Genomic DNA, 22,526 nt, shown 5'->3' on the forward strand with positions numbered 1-22,526 from the left:
GCGCGCGCTCGGCATAGGCGGCTTCGCCGAAGACCCGGTGGTAGCGCGCCACCGCCTCGGGATCGCCGCTGGTCTTGGCCGGATTGTCGGAGAGCTTCACCGCCGGCCGGCCATTGGCCGAGGTCACCTTGCAGACCAGCGAGATCGGGTCGAGGCCGGTGCTCGGCTCGGGCGAGGCGCCGCGGAAATCGTTGGTCAGGTTGGTGCCCCAGCCGAAGCTCATGCGCACCCGACCCTCGAAATGCCGGTAGGTCCGCTCGATCGTGTCGGAATCCATGCCGTCCGAGAACACCAGCAGCTTGTCCTTGGGGTCCTGCCCCATGCGCTTCCACCAGGCGATGATCTCCTCGCCGCCCTCGATGGGGGGCGCGGAATCCGGCCTGAAGCCGGTCCAGGACGCCAGCCATTCCGGCGCATTCTTCAGGAAGGCGGAGGTGCCGAAGGTATCGGGCAGGACGATCAGCAGGTTGCCGCCATAGTAGCTCTGCCACTCGCGCAGCACCTCGTAGGGCGCCTGGCGCAGTTCGGCGTCGCTGCCGGCGAGCGCCCCCATCACCATGGGCAGTTCGTGGGCGTTGGTGCCGATGGCCTCCAGATCGGTTTCCATGGCCAGAAGCACGTTGGAGGAGCCGAGGAAACGGTGGCCGAGCCCTTCCTTCAGGGCCTCAACGCACCAGCGCTGCCACAGGAAGGAGTGCCGCCGGCGCGTGCCGAAATCGGAGATGCGCAGATTCGGCAGGGCCTGCAGCCGCTCGACCTTGCCCCACATCTTGGCCTTGGCGCGGGCATAAAGCACGTCGAGCTCGAAGCGCCCGAGATCCTTCATCGCGGCGCGCGAGCGCAGCTCGTTGATGATTGCCAGCGCCGGGATCTCCCACATCATGGTGTGGGTCCAGGGACCGTGGAAATCCAGCTCGAACTGGCCGTCGACCCGGCGCAACTCGTATTCGGGCAGGCGGAAATCCTCCAGCCATTCGAGGAAGTCCGGCCGGAAGATCTGCCGCGTGCCGTAGAAGGTGTTGCCGGCGAGCCAGATCATCTCCCGCTTGGTGAAGGAGAGCGTGCGGACATAGTCGAGATTCTCGCGCAGTTCCTGCTCGTCGACGATCTCGGCGAGTCTCACATGCTTCGACCGGTTGTTCAGCGAGAAGGTCGCCTGCACGTCCGGGTGCTGCCCGCGGATCATCTGCAGCATCAGCAGCTTGTAGAAATCCGTGTCGAGCAGGCTGCGCACGATCGGGTCGAGCTTGAACGTGTGGCTCCAGACCCGGGTCGCGATATCCGTGGCCACCATTCCGGCCTCCTCAAAGTTCCCGGATGCCGCCGCCCATGCCTGCGGCACCCCCTCCGTGCGGGTCCATCGCCAAGCCGTTACATGACTTGCCCATCGGGATAAAGCGTGCGGATAAAGCGCGTGCCGTCCGGCCGATCGCCGGCAACAGGCTGGCATCGCGTCGGCAGCTATCGATGAACGCAGCGTCCTCCTTGCCTTCGGCCCCCTCTGTCACAGCATATGCGGTCGACAATCTGCCAATGGGGATCTCGCACAGATGCTGAAATTCTACTTCCACCCGACGCCGAACCCGATGAAGGTCGCGCTCTTCCTCAAGGAAGCCGGCCTCGATTTCGAGCTTGCGCCGGTCGACACGCTGAAGGGCGAGCAGCACGAGGCCGCGTTCCGGAAGATCAATCCCAACGGCAAGCTGCCGGCGATCGAGGACGACGGCAAGCGCGTCTTCGATTCCAACGCCATCCTGCTCTATCTCGCCGACAAGCACGGCAAGTTCGCCGGCAAGGTCGAGGATCGCGGCGAACTCCTGTCCTGGCTGATGTTCATCGCCACCGGTGTCGGCCCCTACTCCGGCCAGTCGGTGCATTTCCGCACGGTCGGCAAGGACAAGTCCGACTACGCCGCCAACCGCTATCTGCGCGAGGCCCAGCGGCACTACCAGGTGCTGGACGACCATCTGGCCGGCCGCGAATTCTTCGTCGGCGACGACTACAGCATCGTCGACATGGCGGCCTGGGGATGGATCGACCGCGCGAAGATGGTGCTGGGCGAAGGCGAACTCGCCAACTACCCGAACCTGTCGCGATGGTTCGCGGCCATCGACGCCCGCCCAGCCGTGGCCGAAGCCCGCAAGGTCGGCAGCGATGTCGGCTTCAAGTCGGAGCGCGACGAAGCCGCCCTGCGGGCGCTGTTCCCGCAGAACTACCCGGCCGGCTGATCCGGTCCGCCGGAGCGCCCCGGCGCTCCGGCCCTTGCTCACAGGCTTCCGGCCGCTATCGTCGCGGCGGGGTGGGAATCGTCCTGTCCCCGCACGCTGCAGGAACCGGCCATGAGCGATCCGAAGACCATCCAGAGCGCCCTGAACACCGCCTTTGCGGCCGGCGACACCGCCGCCGTCATCGGCGAGGTACTGGCCGGGGAAGCCGCCGGCTCGGTGCTCGACATCGGCTGCGGACGCGGCGCCCTCGCCCGCAGCCTCGTCAAGCGCGGCTTCGCCGTCACCGGGATCGACCCCAGCGAGGCGGCCATCGCCGCAGCCCGCGACAGCGTCCCGGAGGCCCGTTTCGAAGTAGCAGCGGCCGAAGCGCTTCCCTTCGACGATGCCGACTTCGATGCTGCCGTGATCCTCAACGCCCTGCACCACGTGCCGGTCGCCGCCATGGCGACGGCGCTTGCGGAGGCTGCGCGCGTGACGAAGCCGGCCGGCACGGTGCTGATCGTCGAGCCCCTGGCCGAAGGCCCGTATTTCGAGGCGATGCGCCCGGTCGAGGACGAGAGCGAGATCCGCGAGGCGGCCGGCGTCGCTGTGGCGGATGCCGTGCGCAACGGCAGCTTCGTCCTGCGCGGCAACGTCGTCTATCAGCGCAGCGAACATTTCCGCGATGTCGCCCAGTTCATCGAGCGGCTGGAAGCCGTCGATCCGCTGCGCGCAGCTGCCGTTGCGGACAATCGCAGCGCAGTGGAAGCCCGCTTCGAAGCTGAAGCCGAGAGCGAGGACGGCATGCGCGTCCTCGCTCAGCCGCTCCGCGTCTATTGGCTGCGCACGCCCGACTGACCACAGTTCGCCGATCCCGTCAGGCGCTCCGGCAGCCCCGTGTCGTCCTCAATCTCGCCGGATTGAGCAGGCACATCTGTGAGCAGTCGGGCCGCAGCCGTCATCGATGCAGGCAGCCCATCGGGCCATCAAGTTCAGGACGAAACGCACGGCGCGTGTCCAGCGACAAGCCCTGCCAAGATCGAACGCATGATATACTTATAGTTTTAAACACTGTCTGCACCTCTCTTTAGGAATGCAGGCAGCCTTGATTGGATATCCTTCGTTGATCCTCATATATGCACGCCCAGCAAGGTTCGATGCAGGCGCGCATGCGGACGGGGTTCTCAGGAAGACAGCGGAATTTCGATGATACCCACGACGGATCTGGCCAGCCAGCTGGAGCAGATTGCCCGGCGTCTTCACTCGCAGGGATACGCGTCCAAGCTGTTCCCGGCGCAATGGGCGGCCCTGCGCTACATCCATTCCGCGCCCGTGCCCCTGCGGACTGCCATCGATCTCGCCCGCTTCCAGGGTCTTGCCTCGGGCGCCGTGGCCCGCACCGTGCGCACGCTGATCACCAAGGGCTACGTCACCAAGCTGGGCAGCGTCGGACGCGGCCGCGCCGAGGAACTCGGCCTGACCGACCGCGGTCGCGCGCTGCTGAAGAAGGACCCGCTTCAGCGCATCTGCGAGGCCCTCGAGCCGCTCGACGAAGACAGCCGCAAGTGCCTTGCCGAAGGTCTCGACATCGTCATCCGCTCGACGCGCCCCGATCAGGCGGCGGACAAGACCGAGCCGTCCAGCTAGCTACGCGCCTTTAGACAATCTCCGGCCAGGCCAGATCGGCCATGACGGCCAGATGATCGGAGGCGGGCCGCGAGGCATGGCCCGGTCCATGCGTGACCAGCGAAAACCCTTCCGAGGCGTAGATCCGGTCCAGCCGGAGCATCGGCCAGCGCGCCGGAAACGAGCGCGGCGCGGTGTGCACCGGCAGCCGCGGCGCCAGCGCGCCATGCAGCGCGCCCCCCAGCCTCAGATCGTTGCCGTCCCCCATCGCCAGCGTCGGCACGTCCCGCGCGTCGACACGCTCGGCGAGGAACTGCGCCTGCGCCCGACGCTGGCGCCGCAGCAGACCGAGATGGAAAGCCAGCACCCGCAGATGCCCCGACGGCGCGGCGACCACGGCCTCGATGGCCGCGCGCGGCTCGACCCCGGGTTCCGGCAGGGTATGGATTGTCGCACTGACGATCGGCCAGCGCGACCACAGCAGATGGCCGTAGTCGCGATCCTCGCGCGGCACGGTGCGCGCCTCGACGATCTGCGATCCCGCCGTTTTCAGAAGCTCCTGCCCCAGCGTCTCGAAAGCGCGCTGCCGGCGGCCGAGATGCGAGCGGCCGTCGACCTCCTGCAGCGCCAGAATATCCGGGCCGAGCCGCGCGATGGTCGCAAGGGTGCGGTCCGGGTCGCAGCGGCGATCAGCGCCGATCGAGCCGTGGCAGTTCCAGGTGACCGCCCGGATGACGCCGCGTTCGGCGGTTCCCGGCTCAGGCTGCGAAGCGGCCATCGGCGGCGTCAAGTTCGGCCCGCATCCGGGTGACGAGCAGGGTCTCGTCGGGAGCGCAATTGTCGTGGGTCAGAAGCGCGCCGGCCCTGATCGGCTGCACCACCTTCGCCTTTTCCACGAGTCCGATCGGCAGCGCCCGGCGCTGGCGCCCGTCCTGCCAGGTCATCGCGTAGCCGCGATAGTCGGCCTCGCCGATCCGGCCGAGCGTCTCGCCGGGCGTCAGGTCGCGCTTGGCCAGCGCGCCGCACTCGCCAACGGGCCGGTCGATCGGCACCATGTCGGGCCGCTGGTGGATCACCGCGCGCACCGCCGAGAGCGGGGTCTCCAGGCTGGTCAGGTGGAACGGCCGGATCAGGCCGAAACAGGGACCGGGGCCGACCTTCAGATCGGCCATCCGCTCGATGGCGCGGGGATGGCGCGGCTTGACCACGCAGAAGACGCCGGGCGCAACGCCCTTGCCGATCGTGTAGTCGACGCAGCCCGACCGCGACAGGATTCCGCCATCCTCGGTGGTGCAGAGCACCTGCCCGAGATTGTCGCTGGTGGCTTCGGGGCCGTGCATGCCCGCGACATCCGGCGTCAGGCCGGTACAATTGGCGATGGCGGTCATCTCGACCATGGTCTTGGAGCCGTCGATGAACTCGACCAGCATGCGGGCATTCATGTTTCGCGCGCGGGCCTCCTCCTCGTATTCCTCGGGAATGGCGGAATGGCGCAGCGGGTTGTTCTTGCCCTTGCCCGCCGCGACGATCTCCATGCCGAGGCTCTGGGCGAAGGCGATGAGCTCCAGCGTGGAGGCCGGCTCGTCGCCGGCCGAGCCCGTATAGACGAGGCCGGCTTCCTTCGCCTTGCGGGCCAGCAGGCGGCCGACGGTGATGTCCGCCTCGACATTCAGCATGACGATATGCTTGCCGTTGCGGATCGCCTCCAGCGCCAGGAAGGTGCCCACTTCGGGGCTCCCTGTCGCGTCGACGACGACGTCGATGCGCCCGGCGGCACAGAGCGCGCCGAGATCGTCGGTAACGGCGATGCGGCCCGCTTCGATGGTCCGGTCGATGTCGGAGGCGCTCGCGGCAATGCTGCCATGGTCGGCGGAATGGCCCGCCATGGCGATGGCCTCCGTCGGCCGGCGCGGGCTGTTGGCGGCGATCGCCCCGATCCGCACGCCGGTCATCAGCGCCACCTGCACGACGATGTCCGTGCCCATCTGGCCGGCACCGGCGAGACCGATGGTCACCGGGCCATGCCGGTCGGTATAGGCGGCGAGTTCGGCGGCGAAGCCGACGCGTTCGATCATGGAGCTGGCATCCTCGGATTGCTGGTGACGCGCATGCGGCGGGACAGATTGGAGCCCTCCCCGCTCCGCGCCGGACACCTAGCGGATTTCAGCGTCGTTGTAAGCCGCCCGGCCTCAGCCGCGCACCCGGTCGCCGCGGCCGCCGCCGGCCACCGTCTGCAGGATCAGCGTCAGATCGCCGAGGAAGCTGCGGTTCTTCACATAATGCGCGTCGATCTCGGCGAGGCGGACCGGGTCGGACATATCGACACCCTGCACCTGCGCCTCGCCGGTGATGCCGGGGCGCACCGCGAGGACGCCGCGCCGGCCGCGTTCCTCGATCAGCACGGTCTGCGACGGCAGGCAGGGCCGCGGGCCGACAAAGCTCATCTCGCCCTTCAGGACGTTCCACAGCTGCGGCAACTCGTCGAGCTTCAGGGCGCGCAGCCGGCGGCCCAGCGCGGTCACCGCCGAGGCCGGCGTCTCGTGCGAGGCGGCCGACACGGTGGTCCGGTGCATGGTGCGCAGCTTGTAGCAAGTGAAGACCGCGCCATCGCGGCCGACCCGCGGCTGGGCATAGATGCCGGGGCCGTCGCTGTCCCGCTTCACCAGGATCGCGAGAAGACCGATCAGCCAGCCCAGACAGACGAGGCCGACGAGGCTGGCTGTGAAATCGAAGAGGCGCTTCATGGCCCTTCCGCTACAGCATCGCCCGCGATTGGCAAATCGCTTTTCGCCCCGCCGGCGTTGCGCATGGGCCGCGGCTTCGCCAGAACCGGTTCGAACGGTTCCACGGAGTGCCCTCGCCTTGCGCATCCTTCTGACAGGCAGCAGCGGTTTCGTCGGGCGCCACCTCAAGGCGGCGCTCGCGGCGGACGGCCACGACATCGTCGTCCTGCGCCGCGGCGGGCCGGGCGGCGATGGCGTCTTCGCCGCCCCGGCCAACCTTGCCGACATCGAGACGACGCCGGACTGGCCCCGGGGCATCGACGCCGTCGCGCATCTGGCCGCCGCCAATCCCGGACGCGGCACCGCCGACGCCGCCGATCTCGCGGCCCTTGCGGCGGTCAATCGCGACGGCACCGCCGCGCTGGCGCGCCGGGCGGCGCAAGAGGGCGTCCGGCGGATGGTCTTCGTCAGCACGGCGAATGTCCACGCCGCCTTCCCCGACCCGGTCGACGAGGCATCCCCGATCGCGCCGCAGAGCGCCTATGCGCGCTCAAAGCACGAGGGCGAACGCGCCTTCTGGCAGGGGCTGTCCGGCAGTGCGACGACGGGCTGCGTTCTGCGACCGGTGCCGGTGTTCGGCCCCGGTGGGCGCGGCGGCATCGCCGCGCTGGCAAAACTGGCCCGCATGCCGGCGCCGTTGCCGCTGGGCGGGCTTGCGGCGCCCCGCAGCCTCGTGGCCGTCGACGATCTCGTGCAGGCGATCGTGCTGGCCCTCACCGCGGAACAGGCCGCCGGCGAGATCTTCCTCGTCGCCGGCGATCCGCCGCTGTCGACCGCCGCGATCGTGACGGCCCTGCGCCACGGGCTCGGCCGCCCCCCTCGCCTGATCCAGGTGCCGCCCGCCTTGCTGCGTAAGCTCGCCGGCCTGGCCGGGCGCGAGGCGATGGTAGCGACCCTCGACACACCCTTCGTCGTGGATGCCGGGCATCTGCGACACACGCTCGGCTGGGCGCCGGCCCGGCCGACGCCGGACGCGCTTGCCGCCATGACGGCCGAGGCGCGCTGAGGCCGCCGACGGAACCGTCACGCCGCGGATCGATTGACCAAGCCAGCCTGCCGATCGCCGCACGATCGCGAACAAGGTGCAGACAGATGAGCCAGGACGACACCGGAAGCACTCCGCCCAAACTCAGCCGGCAGGAACGGCTGGAGGCGCAATTGCGGGAGAATTTGCGCAAGCGCAAGGAACAGGCCCGCGCCCGCCGGCAGAGTGCGCAGGCATCGCAGACGGACGACAACGCGGACCCGGCAGGAGCGGGCGACGACTGACCGGGCCCGCCGATCCGGTCACCATACAAGCGCGACGGCACGGCCGGCAGACGCGGCGCTATCGGCGCGCCTGCGACATTTCCGCTGGGCCACAAGACCGCCGGGCATCGCGCCGCTGCGATCCCCATCTGCGCAGCGGCGGCGAAGTCCCTGTTCGCGCTTCGCTTCCTGGCAAAACGACAATTGAACGCATGGTGCCCGAATGCCCGGCCGAAGATGGACTTTGACTGGAACGGCTCTTAGAAAGGTTCTGACAAGGAGTATGGGATGATCGATTATCAGGGCCAGTTCGAGTCTGCGATCGAGGCTTTGCATGCCGAGAAACGCTACCGGGTCTTTGCCGATCTCGAGCGCATTGCCGGCCGGTTTCCGACGGCCATCTGGCGCCATGACGGCGAAGCCACCGAGATCACCGTGTGGTGCTCCAACGACTATCTCGGCATGGGCCAGCACGCGGACGTCATCTCGGCGATGACCTCGACCGCCTCGGCCATGGGCTCGGGTGCCGGCGGCACCCGCAACATTTCCGGCACCAACCATCCGCTGGTGGAACTGGAGAAGGAACTGGCGGATCTGCACGGCAAGGAAGCCGCGCTGGTCTTCACCTCCGGCTTCGTCTCCAACGAGGCGTCGATCTCGACCATCGCCAAGCTGCTGCCCGACTGCCTGATCCTCTCCGACGAGTTGAACCATGCCTCGATGATCGAGGGCGTGCGCAAGTCCGGCGTCAAGAAGCAGGTGTTCCGCCACAACGACCTCGCCCATCTGGAAGAGCTGCTGAAGGCGGCCGAGCCGAACCGGCCGAAGCTGATCGTCTTCGAGAGCGTCTATTCCATGGATGGCGACATCGCGCCGATCGCCGAGATCGCCGATCTGGCCGAGCGCTACAATGCGATGACCTATATCGACGAGGTCCATGCGGTCGGCATGTACGGCGCGCGCGGAGGTGGCATCTGCGAGCGCGACGACGTCGCGCACCGGATCGACGTGATCGAGGGCACGCTGGCCAAGGCCTTCGGCGTGCTCGGCGGCTACATCACCGGCACCCGGGCGCTGATCGACGCGGTCCGCTCTTATGCGCCGGGCTTCATCTTCACCACCGCCCTGCCGCCGGCGCTCGCGGCCGCGGCCGTCGCCTCCATCCGCCACCTGAAGACCAGCCAGGCCGAGCGCGACGCCCAGCAGCGCCAGGCGGCCCAGGCGAAGCTGGTGTTCGGCGAGGCCGACCTGCCGGTGATGCCGTCCGAGACCCACATCGTGCCGGTGCTCGTCGGCGATCCGGACCTGTGCAAGAAGGCCAGCGACCACCTCCTTCATGCCCACGGCATCTACATCCAGCCGATCAACTACCCGACCGTGCCGCGTGGCACCGAGCGCCTGCGCATCACGCCGACGCCGCTGCACGACGACGCGTTGATCGACACGCTGAAGGACGCCCTGGTCGAGACCTGGAACGCCATCGGCATTCCCTTCGCCAGCCAGCAGCCGGCCCAGGCCGAGCGGTCCACCAAGGTGACCCCGCTGGTCGTGTCGCAGGCCGGCGGCTGACACGTCCCACACTGGCCGCGCTTGCCGCGGCCGGGTGACGACCCGCGTCGAAAGGAGCGCTCCATGAAGATTTCGCTGGCGCAGCTTCTGGACAGATTGCCCCTGCCCGCGACCGGGCAATGGCCGGACGGCGTCTTCGCCGCCGAGGCCATCTCCCACGGCACCATGTCGCTGGAAGTGTTCGCGCCGCGCGGCACCGACCACCAGCGCCCGCATCTGCAGGACGAGCTCTACATCGTCGTCTCGGGGCGGGCGGCGTTCTGGCGCGAGGGTCAGACCGACGACGTGGCGGCGGGCGACGCGCTGTTCGTGCGCGCCGGACAGGACCACCGCTTCACCGACATGTCGGACGATTTCGTCACCTGGGTGATCTTCTGGGGACCGGAGGGCGGCGAGGCGCCCGCCCCGTCACCGTCCGTCTTCGCCGCCATCGACGCCTGATTCCTCCGGCGGCACCGCCACGGTGTCGCCCGGCCGAGCAATGTGCTTGGCCAGAAGCGGCACCATCAAAGCGATGCAGATGAAGCGCACGACGTGGTGGGCCGCGACATAGGCCGGATCGACGTCGAACTGGAACGCCAGAACCGTCAACGCTTCCAGCGCGCCCGGCGCATAGGCCAGCGCCACCTTGCCGACCGAAATCTCCAGCACCAGCACCGCCACGGCGACCGAGATCGCCGAGATCACGATGCCGATGGCAAACGAGCCGATCGCCGCCGGCAGCAGCGCGAAGACCCCCTTGCGGTCCAGCCCCTGCAGCCGCGACCCGATCAGCGCGCCCAGAAGGATCAGGCTCGGCACGGCGAGAGCCGGCGGAATGGCGACGGTGGCGAATTCGCCGACATGCATGAAGGCGCTGCCGATCAAGGCGCCCAGCATCATGCCGCCCGGCAGCCGCACCAGATGGCCGAGCGCGGCCGCCGCGACGCAGACGAACAGCAGCAGCAGATATTCCGTCAGCGGCCCGTCGGTGCCACGCGACGCGGCGACAACATCCTCGCCGCCCTCGAACCAGCCGAGCACCGGCGTCAGTGCGCCGATCAGGATCAGCAGCCGCACGCTCTGGACGATGGTCACCCGCGGCAGGTCGGCCCGGGTTTCCGAGGCCGCCGCCAATACGAAGGACAGCGCCCCCGGCAGCGAGGCGAACAAAGCGGTGTCTCGATCCCAGCCGAGGCCGTAACGCAGGAATGCGCGAGTCACGATGATGACGACCAGGATGCCGAGCATCTGGACGGTGAAGGACAGCGGCCAGATCGCCATCTGGTCGAGGACGGCGGGAGTCACGCCGGAACCTGCCTGCACGCCGAGGATGAAGAAGGCCAGCGTCCGCAACCCTTGCGGCAGCCGCGTATCGAGACCGGCAATGCTGGCGGCCGAGACGACGAGGACCGGGCCGAGCAGCCAGGCCACCGGCAGGCCGAGCGCCGCGGCGCCAGCTCCGCCAAGGGCGGCCAGCGCCAGCGTGGCGACGAGATTGCCGATCCGGCGCCGGTCCCAGCCGGTCACGCCGAACGGCCGATCCAGTCGGCCAGCCGATCCGCCGCCATCTCCACCTCGTCGAGCCGGCGATGGAAGCAGGCCCGGAACGAGCCCGGCGATACCGGGCCGAAGGCGGTGCCAGGCGCAAGGCCCACCTTCGCCTCGTCGACGATGCGGAAGGCCGTCTCGCGGGTCTCGGTGATGCCGTCGATGGCGAAGAAGGAATAGAACGCACCCGCCGGCTGGACGATGGCGACCCGGTTGGTTGCCGCCAGCCGCTCGGTGAAGATGTCGCGCGCCTTGTGGGCCCGCTCCACCTGCATCGCCACGAAGGGCTCGCCCTCGGTGATCGCGGCGATGGCGCCGCGCTGCATGAAGGGGGCGACCCCCGAGGTCGAGTACTGGGTGAGATTGGCGATGACGGTGCCGATGGCCGGGGTGGTCTCGATCCAGCCGACCCGCCAGCCGGTCATCGCCCAGTTCTTGGAGAAGGAATTGACGAACAGGATCGCGTCGTCCGGCTCCATGATGTCGTGGAAGGACGGCGCCCGGTCGGCGGCGTAGTAGAAGCGGCTGTAGATCTCGTCGGCGATGATCGTCAGGCCGTGCTGGCGGGCAAGCGCCAGCAGCGCCTTCAGCGTCGCGTGGTCGGCGGTCCAGCCGGTCGGGTTCGCCGGCGTGTTGACGAAGATCGTGCGGGTCTTCGGGCCAATGGCGGCGACGACCTTGTCGAGATCGAGCTGCCAGCCGGCATCGGTCCAGTCGAGCGCGACTTCGCTGGGTACGGCGCCGCGCACGCCGCAGGCGGCGGCGAAGTTCGGCCACGCCGGGCCGAAATAGATCAGCTCGTCGCCGGGCGACGCGCTCGCCGCGATCGAGATCTGGATCGCCTGCATGCCCGAACCGGTGACGAAGAAGCGTTCCGGCGAGGATTCGATGCCGTAGAGCCGGGCGGTGTAGTCGCTCAGCGCCTGGCGCAGTTCCGGCAGGCCGCGCTGATAGGTGTAGAAGGTCTCGCCCGCCGACAGGCTCGCGGTTACCGCCTCGGCGATGAAGCCCGGCGTCGGCAGGTCGCCCTCGCCGGCCCAGAGCGGGATCACCCCCTCATGGCCGCGGGCATAGTCGATGACGGCGACAATGCCGCTCGCCGGCGCTTCCACAGCCTCGCGGCTGAGCCGAATTCTGTCGCTCATCAAGGTGCCTTCCGGGGGAGACTCGAACGAAAACGGCGTCGCCTGACGCCGTGCCCGGCATCGCGCTTCGTCCCGGAAAATGCAAGCCCGCCGCTCTCGGCGGCGGGCATCGTCTTCGGTCCAGTGAAGCGTCAGACCCGGGTTTCGCGGTTCGCGGCGCTGGCCAGCAGGTCGCGGATTTCCTCCAGCAGCTTCTCGTTGCGCGGCACCTCGGCCACCTCCGGCGGCTTGGCCTCTTCCTTGCGCTTCAGCCGGTTCATCGCCTTGACCACCATGAACAGGATGAACGCGACGATCAGGAAGTTGATCGACAGGGTGACGAACTGGCCATAGGCGAGCACCGGCCCCTGCTCGCGCGCTGCATCCAGGCTGGTGGCGGTGACGCCATCGTCGAGACCGACGAACTTGTTGGTGAAGTCGACCCCGCCCGAGATCGCGGCGATGACCGGCATGAACAGGTCCTTCACCACCGAATTGACGAGGCCGGAAAACGCCGCGCCGATGATGATGCCGATCGCCAGATCGACCATGTTGCCCTTCAGGGCAAATTCCTTGAATTCCTTGAGCATCTCATGATTCCTCTGAGGATGGGGCGTCCACTCTACAGTTGCGCGGCAGCGGCACAATCTCGCGACGGCCGGAAAACCGGCGATCGCCGGCGCCCGCCGGGTCGCAAACTGGACTTGCGCGGGCACCAATGGTTGTGTCGAACACGCTGCGGCCTGAAGCGGCATCCCGGCTCACCTGACCCGCAGGGGCGCCGCTCCGCTCCCGTCGGGCCGCCGGGAGGATGAGAATTGCATAGCGGGATCATCGTCTTCACGGCGATCGTCTATCTGTTGCTGCTATTCGCCGTGGCCTGGTGGGGAGACCGCCGGGCGGCGGCCGGCCGGGCGCGGATCAGCAGGCCGGGCGTCTATGCGCTCAGCCTCGCCGTCTATTGCACCTCCTGGACGTTCTTCGGCTCGGTCGGCGTGGCGGCGCGCGATGGCCTGTCCTTCCTGGCGATCTATCTCGGCCCGATCCTCGTCTTCGTCTTCGCGCCCGGCTTCATCGAACGGCTGATCCGCCACGCCAAGGCGGAGCGCATCACCACCGTCGCCGACTTCATCGGCTCGCGCTACGGCAAGAACCCGTCGGTCGCCGCGCTCGCCACCGTCATCGCCATTGTCGGCACGGTGCCCTACATCGCCTTGCAGTTGAAGGCGATTTCCACCAGCGTCGCCAGCCTCGTCGCCCATTACAGCGCGACGCTGGAAATGCCGCCGCTGTTCAGCGACCTGGCGCTGCTCGTCGCCACCGTCCTCGGCATCTTCGCGGTGCTGTTCGGCACCCGACACGCCGACGCCACCGAGCATCAGGACGGCCTCGTCCTCGCCGTCGCCATGGAATCGCTGGTCAAGCTCACCGCCTTCCTGGCGGTCGGCCTGTGGGCGACCTTCGTCCTGTTCGAGCCGGGCGAATTGTGGACTGCGGCGCTCGCCAGCCCGCGCGTCCTCGCCTCCTTCCAGGGCGGCATTGGCGGTCACTTCATCGCCTCGCTGGGCCTCAGCGCGCTGGTAATCCTGCTCCTGCCACGGCAGTTCCACATGACCGTGGTGGAAAACCGTACCCGCCACGAGATCCGCCGCGCCCGCTGGCTGTTCCCGCTCTATCTCGTCGTCATCAACCTCTTCGTCGTGCCGATCGCCGTGGCCGGGCTGATCACCCTCGGCCCGAGCGTCGATGCCGATCTCTACGTCCTGTCGCTGCCGCTGTCGCAGGGCCAGGACGCACTGTCGCTGGTCGCCTTCATCGGCGGCCTGTCGGCCGCCACAGCCATGGTGATCGTCGCCAGCGTCGCCCTGTCGATCATGATCTCCAACGACCTCGTGTTGCCGTGGCTCCTGAAGCGCCGCGACCATGCGGTCGACCCCACCCGCGACGAGACCCGGCTGATCCTCAATGTCCGGCGCTCGGCTATCTTCGTCGTCGTGTTTCTCGGCTACGGCTATTATCGCTACGCGGGGGCCGGCAGCGGCCTCGCCTCGATCGGGCTCCTGTCCTTCGCCGCCATCGCCCAGCTCGCGCCGCCCTTCCTCGCCGGGCTGTACTGGAAGGGCGCCAATGCCCGCGGCGCCACGGCGGGCCTCATCGCCGGCATCATCGGCTGGGCCTGGACGCTGCTCATGCCGGCTCTCTTACGCGGCCAGGCGATCGACGCGACGGCGGTCACCGCCGGTGCCGATCCCGCGACCGCGCCGCTGCTCGATCCCCTGCTCTTTGGCTGCCTCGTCAGCCTGTCGGCCAATATCTTCTTCCTCGTCGTCGGCTCGCTCAGCCGCAAGGCGACCCCGCTGGAGCGCATCCAGGCGGCGGTCTTCGCCTCCAGCGACGTCGGTCCCGCGGCCGGCGTGCGGCGCACGCGCGCCGGGGTCAGCATCCGCGAGCTCAAGGCGACCATCGCCCGCTATCTCGGCTCGGACCGCACCGAACGCTCGTTCCGCAGCTTCGCCGAGGCCGAGCACCGAACCATCGACGACGACGACACGGCCGATTCCGCCACGATCCGCTTTTCCGAGCAGCTTCTGGCCGCGGCCATCGGCTCGGCCTCGTCGCGGCTCGTCCTGTCGCTCTTGTTCCAGCGCCATGCCGATTCCAGCCGCTCGGCGCTGCAGCTCCTCGACGACGCCTCCGAGGCGCTGCAATACAATCGCGATCTCCTGAGGATCGCGCTCGAACAGGTCGACCAGGGCCTCGCCATCTTCGACGCCGACTACCGCCTGACCTTCTGGAACCGGCAGTTCCGCGATCTCGTCGGCCTGTCGTCGGAGTTCGGCCAGATCGGCACGCCGATGACCGTCGTCCTCGACGAGCTGATCGAGGCCGGCGAGATCGACCGACCCGAATACGACACCAGCTTCGAGGTGCTGACCCGGCCGCCGGCACTGCGTCAGATCAGCCTGCGGCGCTCCGGCCGCGTGCTCGAATTCCGCTCCAACCGCATGCCGGAAGGCGGGCTCGTCGCCACCGTCTCGGACATGACCGAGCGGGTGCGCCGCGCCGCCGCCCTGCGCGAGATGAACGAGAGTCTCGAAGAGCGGGTGCGCATGCGCACCGGCGAACTGACGACGGCCAACGAAGAGCTCGGCAAGGCGCGGCTGGCGGCCGACGCGGCCAATCTCGGCAAGACGCGCTTCCTGGCCGCCGCCGGCCACGACATCCTGCAGCCGCTCAACGCCGCCCGGCTCTACGCCGCGGCGCTGGAAGAGCGCAGCCTCGGCGGGCAGGAGACCGAGATCGCCGCCAATATCGGCTCGTCGCTGGAGGCCGTCGAGGCGATCATCGGCGCGGTGCTCGACATCTCGCGGCTGGAAGCCGGCGGCATGCAGGCCAAGATCGAGGATTTCCCGCTCGACCGGCTGCTGCGCCAGATCGAGACCGACATGAAGCCCCTGGCCGACGAAAAGGCAATCGCGCTGCGCTTCGTGCGCACCGGCGTGTCGGTCCGCTCGGACCGCAACCTGCTGCGCCGGCTGATCCAGAACCTCGTCTCCAACGCCATCAAGTATACCCGCGCCGGCAAGGTCGTGGTCGGCGTGCGCCACCGCACCGGCGGCCGGATCGACGTGGAGATCGCCGACAGCGGCATCGGCATTCCGGCCGACAAGCTGGAGGCGATCTACCACGAATTCGTCCGCCTCGACGAAGGCAGCCGGACCGCCCGCGGGCTGGGGCTCGGCCTGTCCATCGTCGATCGCATCGCCCGGGTGCTCGACCATCCGATCGAGGCGACGTCGGAGCATGGCCGCGGCACCCGCTTCCGGGTGACGCTGCCGGTGGCCGACGTGACGCCCGTCACCGCGCCCCAGACCGCGCTGCTGCCCGCGCGGGCCGGGCTGGCGCTGGCCGGAACCCGGGTCCTGTGCATCGATAACGAGGTGGCCATCCGCGAAGGCATGCGGGTGCTCCTGGCCGGCTGGGGCTGCGAGGTCGAGGCCTATGGGTCCGCGTCGGAGGCGATCCCCGATCTCGGGCGGCGCGGCATCGCGCCCGACATCGCCCTTGTCGACTATCATCTCGACGAGGGGACAGGCCTCGACGCGGTGACGGCGCTGCGCCGGGTGTTCGGCCCCGAACTGCCGGTGATCCTCGTCACCGCCGATCGGTCGCCGGGCCTGCGCGAGCAGGCGGCGGGGATGGAGGTGGACATCCTGACCAAGCCGCTGAAGCCGGCGTCGCTGCGCGCCGCCATGGGCCGCAAGCACGGCCGCCGCGAAGCCGCGGAATAGGCGGCCGGCAGCAGCGACGGCCTCTGGCGCGTGGCTTGGATGGGATACGTCCGCAGCGCTCGGCTCAGCCGGCGAGGCCGCTTTCCAGATCGAGGCCGAGCCGCGACAGGCGGATCACCGCCTGGGTACGGCTGTCGACGCCGAGCTTCAGAAGCACCGCCGAGACATGCGCCTTGATGGTGGCTTCGGAGATGCCGAGCTCGTAGGCGATCTGCTTGTTGAGAAGCCCGCGCCCCAGCATGGTCAAGACCCGCGTCTGCTGCGGCGTCAGGGTGCGGATGCGCTGGATCAGCTCGGTGACCTCCGGGTCGCGTTCCGATTCCAGCGAGATGTCCGGCGGCAGGAAAACCTCGCCGGCCAGAAGCGCCAGGATCGCCTCGCGGATCTCGGCAAAGCCGGAAGATTTCGGGATGAAACCGGAGGCCCCGAGATCGAGGGCCCGCGCCACGATCGGCGCGTCCTCGCTGCCCGAGACGATGGCGATGGGCACCGAGGGGTGATCGGCGCGCAGGAGCGCCATGCCCGACAGGCCGCTGGTTCCCGGCATATTCAGGTCGAGCAGCATCAGATCCGCCTCGGGATTGGCGGCCAGCGCCGCGGCGGCCTGGTCGAAATCCGCCGCCTCGACAATCTCGGCCGTGTCCGGCAGCGACGTCAGGATCTCCCGCAGCGCGCCGCGAAACAGCGGATGATCGTCGGCCACGATGAAGACGTAGCGCATGCCCCTGTTCTCCCCCTGCCTTTTCAACCGGATACCGGCTGCGACGCGCTCCCACTTCGTCGCGGCCCTTCTTGGCCCGGCTGCCCGGCGGGATCAACCCGCGGTGGTTCCGGCCTCAGCCCAGCGTACCGGAAAAGTGCAGCACGATCTCGCGCGAATGCGGGCGCGCCCGATGCTCGACGACGTAGATGCCCTGCCAAGTGCCGAGCATCATGCGGCCGCCCGACACCGGCACTGCGACGCTGGTTCCCGTCAGCACGGTCTTGATGTGGGCCGGCATGTCGTCCGGGCCCTCCATGGTGTGGACATAAGGCGCATCGGCGGGTGCCAGCCGGTCGAGGGCGTTCAGGAGGTCGTGCTGGACGTCGGGATCGGCGTTCTCCTGGATGGTCAGCGACGCCGAGGTATGGCGGATGAACACCGTCAGCAACCCCTCGAGGGCGCCCGCGGAGGTCAGCCGTTCGGCGATCGCGGCGCTGATGTCGGTCATCGAGCGCCCCCGCGTGGCGACGCTGAGGGTTTCGATATGCTGGTCCATCGGCTTGCCCCGTTGTCATCGCGTGCGGCCCTGCGCCTTTGCCACGCGCCGCGCCCTACACCTGTGGAGGCCATGTCCTAGCTTCTCCGGCGCAAACAGGGAAACGACAATGACCAAGACGCGACTGACCATCGACCCGGCAGCATTCGACCCGGCGCAGGCGGACCCCGAACTGGTCGCCCTGAACGAGAAGATCATCAGGGACCAAAAGGCGCTGCCCGATCCCTGGTCGCTGCCGGTGGAAACGGTCCGCAAGGCGCGGCGCGACGGCCGCGGCATCCTGCCGATCGGCCCGCGCGAGAAGAACGCCGAGGAGATCATCCATATCGGCGGCGCCGGCCGCGAGATCCCGGTGCGGGTGTTCCGGCCGCGTGACGGCCAGACCCGCGGCACCTTCCTGCATATCCATGGCGGCGGCTGGGTGTTCGGCGCCGCCGACGAGGCCGATCCGCGCCTGCGCCGAATGGCTGACAATACCGGGCTGACCGTCGCCTCGGTCGAATACCGGCTGGCGCCCGAATTTCCGCATCCGGCGGCCCTGCACGACTGCACCGACATCGCGGTGGCGCTGGCCAATGGCCATCTCGACCTGCCGCGCGGCTTCCTGGCGATCGGCGGGGAATCGGCCGGGGCGCATCTCGCCGTCCTGACGATGCTGCGGCTGCGCGACGAATACGGCCTGACACCGTTCCGCGCCGCCAATCTGGTCGCCGGCTGCTACGACCTGTCGCTGACCCCGAGCGTGCGCAACGGGGGTAAGGAGCGGCTCGTCCTCAACACCGACGACGTCATGGAATTCGTCATGCGCCTGGTGCCGGAGAGCGTCTCGCTCAAGGACCCGGCGGTCTCGCCGCTCCATGCCGACCTGACCGGCCTGCCGCCGGCCCTGTTCAGCTGCGGCACGCGCGACCTGTTGATCGACGACACGCTGTTCATGGCGATGCGCTGGATGGGCAGCGGGATCGAGACGGAGCTGTCGCTGACCAATGGCGGCTGCCACGTCTTCGAAGTGTTTCCGACGGCCGCCGGGCAGCGCTCCCTCGACACGATGGAAGCCTATCTGAGGCGCCGGGTCAGCTTCCCGGTCTGACGCCCCGGCCCGTCCGTTTCACTACGCGTCAGGTCCGGCCGGGCATGTCCGCATCGGCGTCCGCGTCATCCGGCGGGGTCTCGCCGCGAATGTCCTCGTCGAGCTCCCGGACGATGTCGGCGAAGCCGCGGAACAGCTTCTGCATCTGGTCGACGGCCCGATCGGCGTCGTCGCTGTCGATCAGCGCCCGGCGGCCCTCTTCCAGCTCCTCCACCCGGGCCTCGAGATCGTCGAGGCGGGCGGCAAGATCGCCGTTGCCGCTTGCGTCGCTGCCCCCGCCGAGTGTGGCATCGGTGCAGACGATCGCATCGCCCGAAACCCGGCAGAACTCGACGTCGCCGGTCACCGTGTCGAGCCGCGCGACGCCGCCATCGACGGGCTGCATTTCGTAGCGCCCGCCGGCCGTGTCGAGCAGCGACTGGGCGGCCGCCGGCGTCGCCAGCAGTGCGGTTGCGGTCAGGATCGTCAGCACATATCCGGCCATGGCGGCCTCCCGTTGCCTAGGTGGATGGCCGGCACGCTCCGGCCCTGCCCGTGACGCTAGACCGGAGACGTGACCACCTCGTGGCGGCGGATGGCATGCGGCGCGATTGCTTTTTGCCGGTGCCTCTGGCAACCGATGAAGCATGGTTGAGCCGATATACAAGATCGCGCCGCGGGCGCTGTGGGAGGCCGCGAAGGCCAGGGGCCGCTTCGACGGCGCACCGGTGGACGAGGCGGATGGCTACATCCATTTCTCGACCGGCCAGCAGGCGCGCGAGACGGCGGCCCGGCACTTCGCCCGCCAGGACGATCTCCTGCTGATCGCGGTGGATCCGGCCCGCCTCGGCGAGGCCCTGCGCTTCGAGCCGTCGCGCGGTGGCGCGCTGTTCCCGCATCTCTACGGTCCGCTGCCGCTGGACGCGGTGCTGTGGGTCGAGGACCTGCCGCTCGGCGCCGACGGCAATCACCAGTTCCCCGGCTCTGTCAGGTGAGACGCCTCTACCGGCTGGCACGCCCGGCCATCTTCCGCCTCGATCCCGAGCGCAGCCACGGCCTGTCGATCGCCGCTCTGAAGAGCGGCCTCGTGCCGCGCGCCGACACCCCGGTGGACAATCGTCTGCGCGTTGCGGTCGCGGGCATCGGCTTTCCCAACCCGCTCGGCCTTGCCGCCGGCTACGACAAGAATGCCGAGGTGCCCGACGCCGCGCTGCGGCTCGGCTTCGGCTTTGCCGAGGTCGGCACGATCACGCCGAAGCCGCAGGAGGGCAATCCCAAGCCCCGGGTGTTCCGCATCACGGCGAAAGAGGCGATCATCAACCGCCTTGGCTTCAACAATCAGGGCCATGCCGAAGCCTTCGCGCGGCTGTCGGCCCGCGCCCGCAAGCCGGGCATCGTCGGCGTCAATGTCGGGGCCAACAAGGACGCGATCGACCGGGTCGCCGACTATGTCGAGGGCATCAACGTCTTCGCCCCGGTCGCCAGCTATCTGACGATCAACATTTCCTCGCCCAACACGCCGGGCCTGCGCGCGCTGCAGAGCGGCTCGGAACTCGACCGGCTGCTCCGCTCGGCCGTGGCGGCGCGGGACGGCTACGCCGCCCTGTCGGGCACGGCGAAGACGCCGCTGTTCCTGAAGGTGGCGCCGGACCTGACCGAGGAGCAGATCGAGGAGATCGCCGGCCAGGTCACGCGGCGCGGCATCGACGGCATGATCGTCTCCAACACGACCCTGTCGCGCGCGGGGGTCACCGGCCTGCCGGACGCCACCGAGGCCGGGGGCCTGTCGGGAGCACCACTGGCGGCGCGCGCGACCTATGTGCTGGCGCGGTTTCGCAAGGCGCTCGGCCCCGACATGCCGCTGATCGGCGTCGGCGGGATCGACAGTGCCGCCGAGGCGATCCGGCGGATCGAGGCGGGCGCCGACCTGCTGCAGCTCTACACGGCACTGGTTTATCATGGCCCCGAACTGCCGGGCGCGATTCTCAGAGGAATTCTGCGCTATCTCGACCGCGCCGGGATCGACAGCCTGCGCGAGCTGCGCGACCGCAACGTCGATGCCGTTCTGGCAAATCCGCCCGTGATCTGAGCGGCGAGCGCCTCACACGGCGTGCGGAGACCGTCGCCGGCTCAGGCCCAGGCGAAGGCCAGCCCCGGCGAGGCATGGAAGCTTGCCGGCGGCTTGCAGTGCGGCGGCGGGTTGGCCATCCCCTCCTGCAGATACTGCATGATCCGGAACACGTCATGGCGCACGAAGGGCTTGGGCAGGACGCCATGCCCGCCGGCAAAGTCCTCCGGCAGCTTGCGCGGATTGCCGGTCACGAAGACCACCATCGTGTCGGGCCAGATGCTGCGGATATGGGTGCAGACATCGATGCCGCTCGAATGCTCGGCCAGATGCAGGTCGACGAAGGCGACGTCCGGCGCCAGATCGCGGGGCAGCGCCTGCACCTCGCGCAGCGACGCGCATTCGCCGGCGACCTCGTGGCCCGCATCCTCGATCATGGCTTCCATGTCCATGGCGAGCAGCGCTTCGTCTTCGACGATCAGGAACTTGAGCGCGGGCATATTCATGCAGCTCCTGCTTCGTCCGGCTGGTGCAGCGGGAAGCGGATGGACACGTGGGTGCCGGACGCGGCGCCGTTCCACTCGGTTTCGGCGCCGATCTGGCGCGACAGGCGCGCGATCAGCGAGCGTCCCACCGAACCCGTGGTGATCCGGGCTGCGTCGAAACCCGGACCATCGTCGCGGAGATCGATCATGGCATGGCCGTCGGCCTGCCTCACGTCGAGGCGCAATTCGCCGCTCCGTCCGTCGGCATAGGCATGCTTGACCGCGTTGGTGATCAGCTCGTTGAGGATCAGGCCGACCGGCGCCGCCTTGTCCGCCGGAATCGGGACGGGCTCGCAGCTGCTGCGCAGCCTGATGTCCTCGCGACCACTGGCGCCCAGAACGTCGGAGGCGAGGCTGTCGGCGAAGGCGCCAACGTCGAACCGGGTCACGTCATCGGCCTGGTAGAGCCGGCGATGGACGGCGGCCAGGGCGTCGATGCGCTCCAGCATGGTTTCCAGCGTCTCGCGGAACTTCGGATCGGGGATCGAGCGCATCTGGAGCCGCAGCAGCGAGCCGATCATGGTCAGGTTGTTCTTGACCCGGTGATCGACCTCGTTGAGCAGCAGCGTCTTGGCCTCCAGCGCCGCCTGCAGATCCCGGGTGCGGGCATCCACCTGCGCCTCGACATCCTCTTTCTGACGGGCCAGCGCCTGCTCGGCCTCGACCCGCTCGGTCATGTCGAGCTGCGAGGCGAAGAAAAACTGGACGTCGCCGTCCTCGCCGCGCACCGGGCTGACATAGAGCGAATTCCAGAAGGCGCTGCCGTCCTTGCGGTAGTTGCGCAACTGGACGTTCACCGGCTCCTTGCGCGCGATCGCCTGCCGCAGACGATCCACCTCGGTGGGATCGGTGTCCGGCCCCTGCAAGAACCGGCAGTTGCGACCGATGATCTCGTCGCGGTCGTAGCCGATGAGGTCCTGGAAGGCCTTGTTGGCGAAGATGATCGGATTGTCGGGCTGCCGGGGATCGGTGATGATCATCGGCATGCGGGTTCCGCGAATGGCAGCCGCGAAAGGATCGCCCCGGCCCTGCTCGTGGCCGATGATCTCGGTGAGATGCCAGTCGTCGCGCTGTCTCATGTGCTGCTGCCGTCGGTTCCCGTGAGTCCGGTCGGCGGCGAGGCGCAACCTGAAGATGGGTAAAGATGGTCAGCTAACGGCAAGTCGCGGTTTCCGTTCCGTCGGACTTTCGTCTTGTCTGTGGACA

23 protein-coding genes are annotated in these 22,526 nt (G+C 68.6%); 11 read left to right on the forward strand and 12 right to left on the reverse strand.

Going from position 1 to position 22,526, the window contains the following annotated elements; genetic code table 11:
• A partial coding sequence (gene pncB, locus SI859A1_RS16865; RefSeq protein WP_009210902.1) for a nicotinate phosphoribosyltransferase occupies positions 1–1,294 on the reverse strand: 1,294 nt, incomplete at its 3' end.
• A gap of 256 nt (positions 1,295–1,550) precedes the next feature.
• On the opposite strand from pncB, the gene SI859A1_RS16870 reads away from it, so the two are divergent.
• From SI859A1_RS16870 to SI859A1_RS16880, 3 genes are all read left to right on the forward strand, one after another.
• The gene (locus SI859A1_RS16870) at positions 1,551–2,228 is read left to right on the forward strand and encodes a glutathione S-transferase family protein (protein ID WP_009210903.1); all 678 of its coding nucleotides are present in this window, start codon (positions 1,551–1,553) and stop codon (positions 2,226–2,228) included.
• Between the two features lie 111 nt (positions 2,229–2,339).
• On the forward strand, positions 2,340–3,065 hold the full coding sequence (locus SI859A1_RS16875) for a class I SAM-dependent methyltransferase (RefSeq protein WP_009210904.1): 726 nt from the start codon (positions 2,340–2,342) through the stop codon (positions 3,063–3,065).
• Between the two features lie 348 nt (positions 3,066–3,413).
• Positions 3,414–3,854 (forward strand): MarR family winged helix-turn-helix transcriptional regulator, encoded by a 441-nt coding sequence (locus SI859A1_RS16880; protein ID WP_050767568.1) that lies wholly within the window; start codon positions 3,414–3,416, stop codon positions 3,852–3,854.
• Positions 3,855–3,864: 10 nt separating this feature from the next.
• On the opposite strand, the gene SI859A1_RS16885 is transcribed toward SI859A1_RS16880, so the two are convergent.
• The 3 genes from SI859A1_RS16885 to SI859A1_RS16895 all read right to left on the reverse strand — a co-directional run bounded on the left by SI859A1_RS16885 (position 3,865) and on the right by SI859A1_RS16895 (position 6,577).
• Entirely contained in the window at positions 3,865–4,611 is a 747-nt protein-coding gene (locus tag SI859A1_RS16885) for an endonuclease/exonuclease/phosphatase family protein (protein ID WP_009210905.1), read from the reverse strand.
• Positions 4,592–5,908, reverse strand: a complete 1,317-nt coding sequence (locus tag SI859A1_RS16890; RefSeq protein WP_009210906.1) for an NAD(P)H-dependent oxidoreductase — start codon at positions 5,906–5,908, stop codon at positions 4,592–4,594. Before SI859A1_RS16890 ends, SI859A1_RS16885 begins: the two co-directional genes overlap by 20 nt.
• A gap of 114 nt (positions 5,909–6,022) precedes the next feature.
• Positions 6,023–6,577, reverse strand: a complete 555-nt coding sequence (locus SI859A1_RS16895) for a sugar transferase (RefSeq protein WP_009210907.1) — start codon at positions 6,575–6,577, stop codon at positions 6,023–6,025.
• 118 nt (positions 6,578–6,695) lie between these two features.
• On the opposite strand from SI859A1_RS16895, the gene SI859A1_RS16900 reads away from it, so the two are divergent.
• The 4 genes from SI859A1_RS16900 to SI859A1_RS16910 all read left to right on the forward strand — a co-directional run bounded on the left by SI859A1_RS16900 (position 6,696) and on the right by SI859A1_RS16910 (position 9,874).
• Positions 6,696–7,622: an NAD-dependent epimerase/dehydratase family protein gene (locus SI859A1_RS16900; RefSeq protein ID WP_009210908.1), complete on the forward strand. Its 927-nt coding sequence runs from the start codon at positions 6,696–6,698 to the stop codon at positions 7,620–7,622.
• An 86-nt stretch (positions 7,623–7,708) separates the two neighbouring features.
• Positions 7,709–7,885 (forward strand): hypothetical protein, encoded by a 177-nt coding sequence (locus tag SI859A1_RS21890; RefSeq protein WP_192847172.1) that lies wholly within the window; start codon positions 7,709–7,711, stop codon positions 7,883–7,885.
• 270 nt (positions 7,886–8,155) lie between these two features.
• Positions 8,156–9,433 carry a 5-aminolevulinate synthase gene (gene hemA / locus SI859A1_RS16905; RefSeq protein ID WP_040326694.1) on the forward strand — a complete coding sequence of 426 codons (1,278 nt, stop codon included), beginning with the start codon at positions 8,156–8,158 and terminating at the stop codon, positions 9,431–9,433.
• A gap of 63 nt (positions 9,434–9,496) precedes the next feature.
• The gene (locus SI859A1_RS16910; protein WP_050767570.1) at positions 9,497–9,874 is read left to right on the forward strand and encodes a cupin domain-containing protein; all 378 of its coding nucleotides are present in this window, start codon (positions 9,497–9,499) and stop codon (positions 9,872–9,874) included.
• Here the strand turns inward: SI859A1_RS16910 and SI859A1_RS16915 are convergent.
• From SI859A1_RS16915 to mscL, 3 genes are all read right to left on the reverse strand, one after another.
• Positions 9,842–10,942 (reverse strand): AbrB family protein, encoded by a 1,101-nt coding sequence (locus SI859A1_RS16915; protein WP_009210910.1) that lies wholly within the window; start codon positions 10,940–10,942, stop codon positions 9,842–9,844. The two genes, SI859A1_RS16910 and SI859A1_RS16915, sit on opposite strands and share 33 nt — an antisense overlap.
• Complete coding sequence (locus SI859A1_RS16920) at positions 10,939–12,108, reverse strand: pyridoxal phosphate-dependent aminotransferase (RefSeq protein ID WP_040325943.1); 1,170 nt, start codon at positions 12,106–12,108, stop codon at positions 10,939–10,941. Before SI859A1_RS16920 ends, SI859A1_RS16915 begins: the two co-directional genes overlap by 4 nt.
• A gap of 131 nt (positions 12,109–12,239) precedes the next feature.
• Positions 12,240–12,677, reverse strand: coding sequence for a large conductance mechanosensitive channel protein MscL (mscL, locus tag SI859A1_RS16925; RefSeq protein ID WP_009210912.1), 438 nt, complete (start codon positions 12,675–12,677; stop codon positions 12,240–12,242).
• 228 nt (positions 12,678–12,905) lie between these two features.
• Here mscL and SI859A1_RS16930 point away from each other — a divergent pair, with 228 nt between their 5' ends.
• On the forward strand, positions 12,906–16,379 hold the full coding sequence (locus SI859A1_RS16930; protein ID WP_009210913.1) for a hybrid sensor histidine kinase/response regulator: 3,474 nt from the start codon (positions 12,906–12,908) through the stop codon (positions 16,377–16,379).
• A 64-nt stretch (positions 16,380–16,443) separates the two neighbouring features.
• Here SI859A1_RS16930 and SI859A1_RS16935 read toward each other — a convergent pair whose 3' ends face one another.
• Positions 16,444–17,100 (reverse strand): response regulator, encoded by a 657-nt coding sequence (locus SI859A1_RS16935; protein ID WP_040325944.1) that lies wholly within the window; start codon positions 17,098–17,100, stop codon positions 16,444–16,446.
• 115 nt (positions 17,101–17,215) lie between these two features.
• Complete coding sequence (locus tag SI859A1_RS16940; RefSeq protein ID WP_009210915.1) at positions 17,216–17,638, reverse strand: secondary thiamine-phosphate synthase enzyme YjbQ; 423 nt, start codon at positions 17,636–17,638, stop codon at positions 17,216–17,218.
• A 109-nt stretch (positions 17,639–17,747) separates the two neighbouring features.
• Here SI859A1_RS16940 and SI859A1_RS16945 point away from each other — a divergent pair, with 109 nt between their 5' ends.
• Positions 17,748–18,728 carry an alpha/beta hydrolase gene (locus SI859A1_RS16945; protein ID WP_009210916.1) on the forward strand — a complete coding sequence of 327 codons (981 nt, stop codon included), beginning with the start codon at positions 17,748–17,750 and terminating at the stop codon, positions 18,726–18,728.
• A gap of 28 nt (positions 18,729–18,756) precedes the next feature.
• On the opposite strand, the gene SI859A1_RS16950 is transcribed toward SI859A1_RS16945, so the two are convergent.
• Complete coding sequence (locus SI859A1_RS16950; protein ID WP_040325945.1) at positions 18,757–19,212, reverse strand: hypothetical protein; 456 nt, start codon at positions 19,210–19,212, stop codon at positions 18,757–18,759.
• Positions 19,213–19,354: 142 nt separating this feature from the next.
• Between SI859A1_RS16950 and SI859A1_RS16955 the strand changes: the two genes are divergently transcribed.
• On the forward strand, positions 19,355–19,702 hold the full coding sequence (locus SI859A1_RS16955) for a DUF952 domain-containing protein (protein WP_009210918.1): 348 nt from the start codon (positions 19,355–19,357) through the stop codon (positions 19,700–19,702).
• Complete coding sequence (locus SI859A1_RS16960) at positions 19,699–20,796, forward strand: quinone-dependent dihydroorotate dehydrogenase (RefSeq protein WP_009210919.1); 1,098 nt, start codon at positions 19,699–19,701, stop codon at positions 20,794–20,796. Before SI859A1_RS16955 ends, SI859A1_RS16960 begins: the two co-directional genes overlap by 4 nt.
• A 41-nt stretch (positions 20,797–20,837) precedes the next feature.
• On the opposite strand, the gene SI859A1_RS16965 is transcribed toward SI859A1_RS16960, so the two are convergent.
• Positions 20,838–21,281, reverse strand: coding sequence for a response regulator (locus tag SI859A1_RS16965; protein WP_040325946.1), 444 nt, complete (start codon positions 21,279–21,281; stop codon positions 20,838–20,840).
• A complete protein-coding gene (locus SI859A1_RS16970) occupies positions 21,278–22,399 on the reverse strand; it encodes a PAS domain-containing protein (RefSeq protein WP_040325947.1) in 1,122 nt (373 codons plus the stop codon). Before SI859A1_RS16970 ends, SI859A1_RS16965 begins: the two co-directional genes overlap by 4 nt.
• Positions 22,400–22,526 lie beyond the last annotated feature (127 nt).

It is taken from the genome of Aurantimonas manganoxydans SI85-9A1 (genome assembly GCF_000153465.1).
GTDB lineage: Bacteria > Pseudomonadota > Alphaproteobacteria > Rhizobiales > Rhizobiaceae > Aurantimonas > Aurantimonas manganoxydans.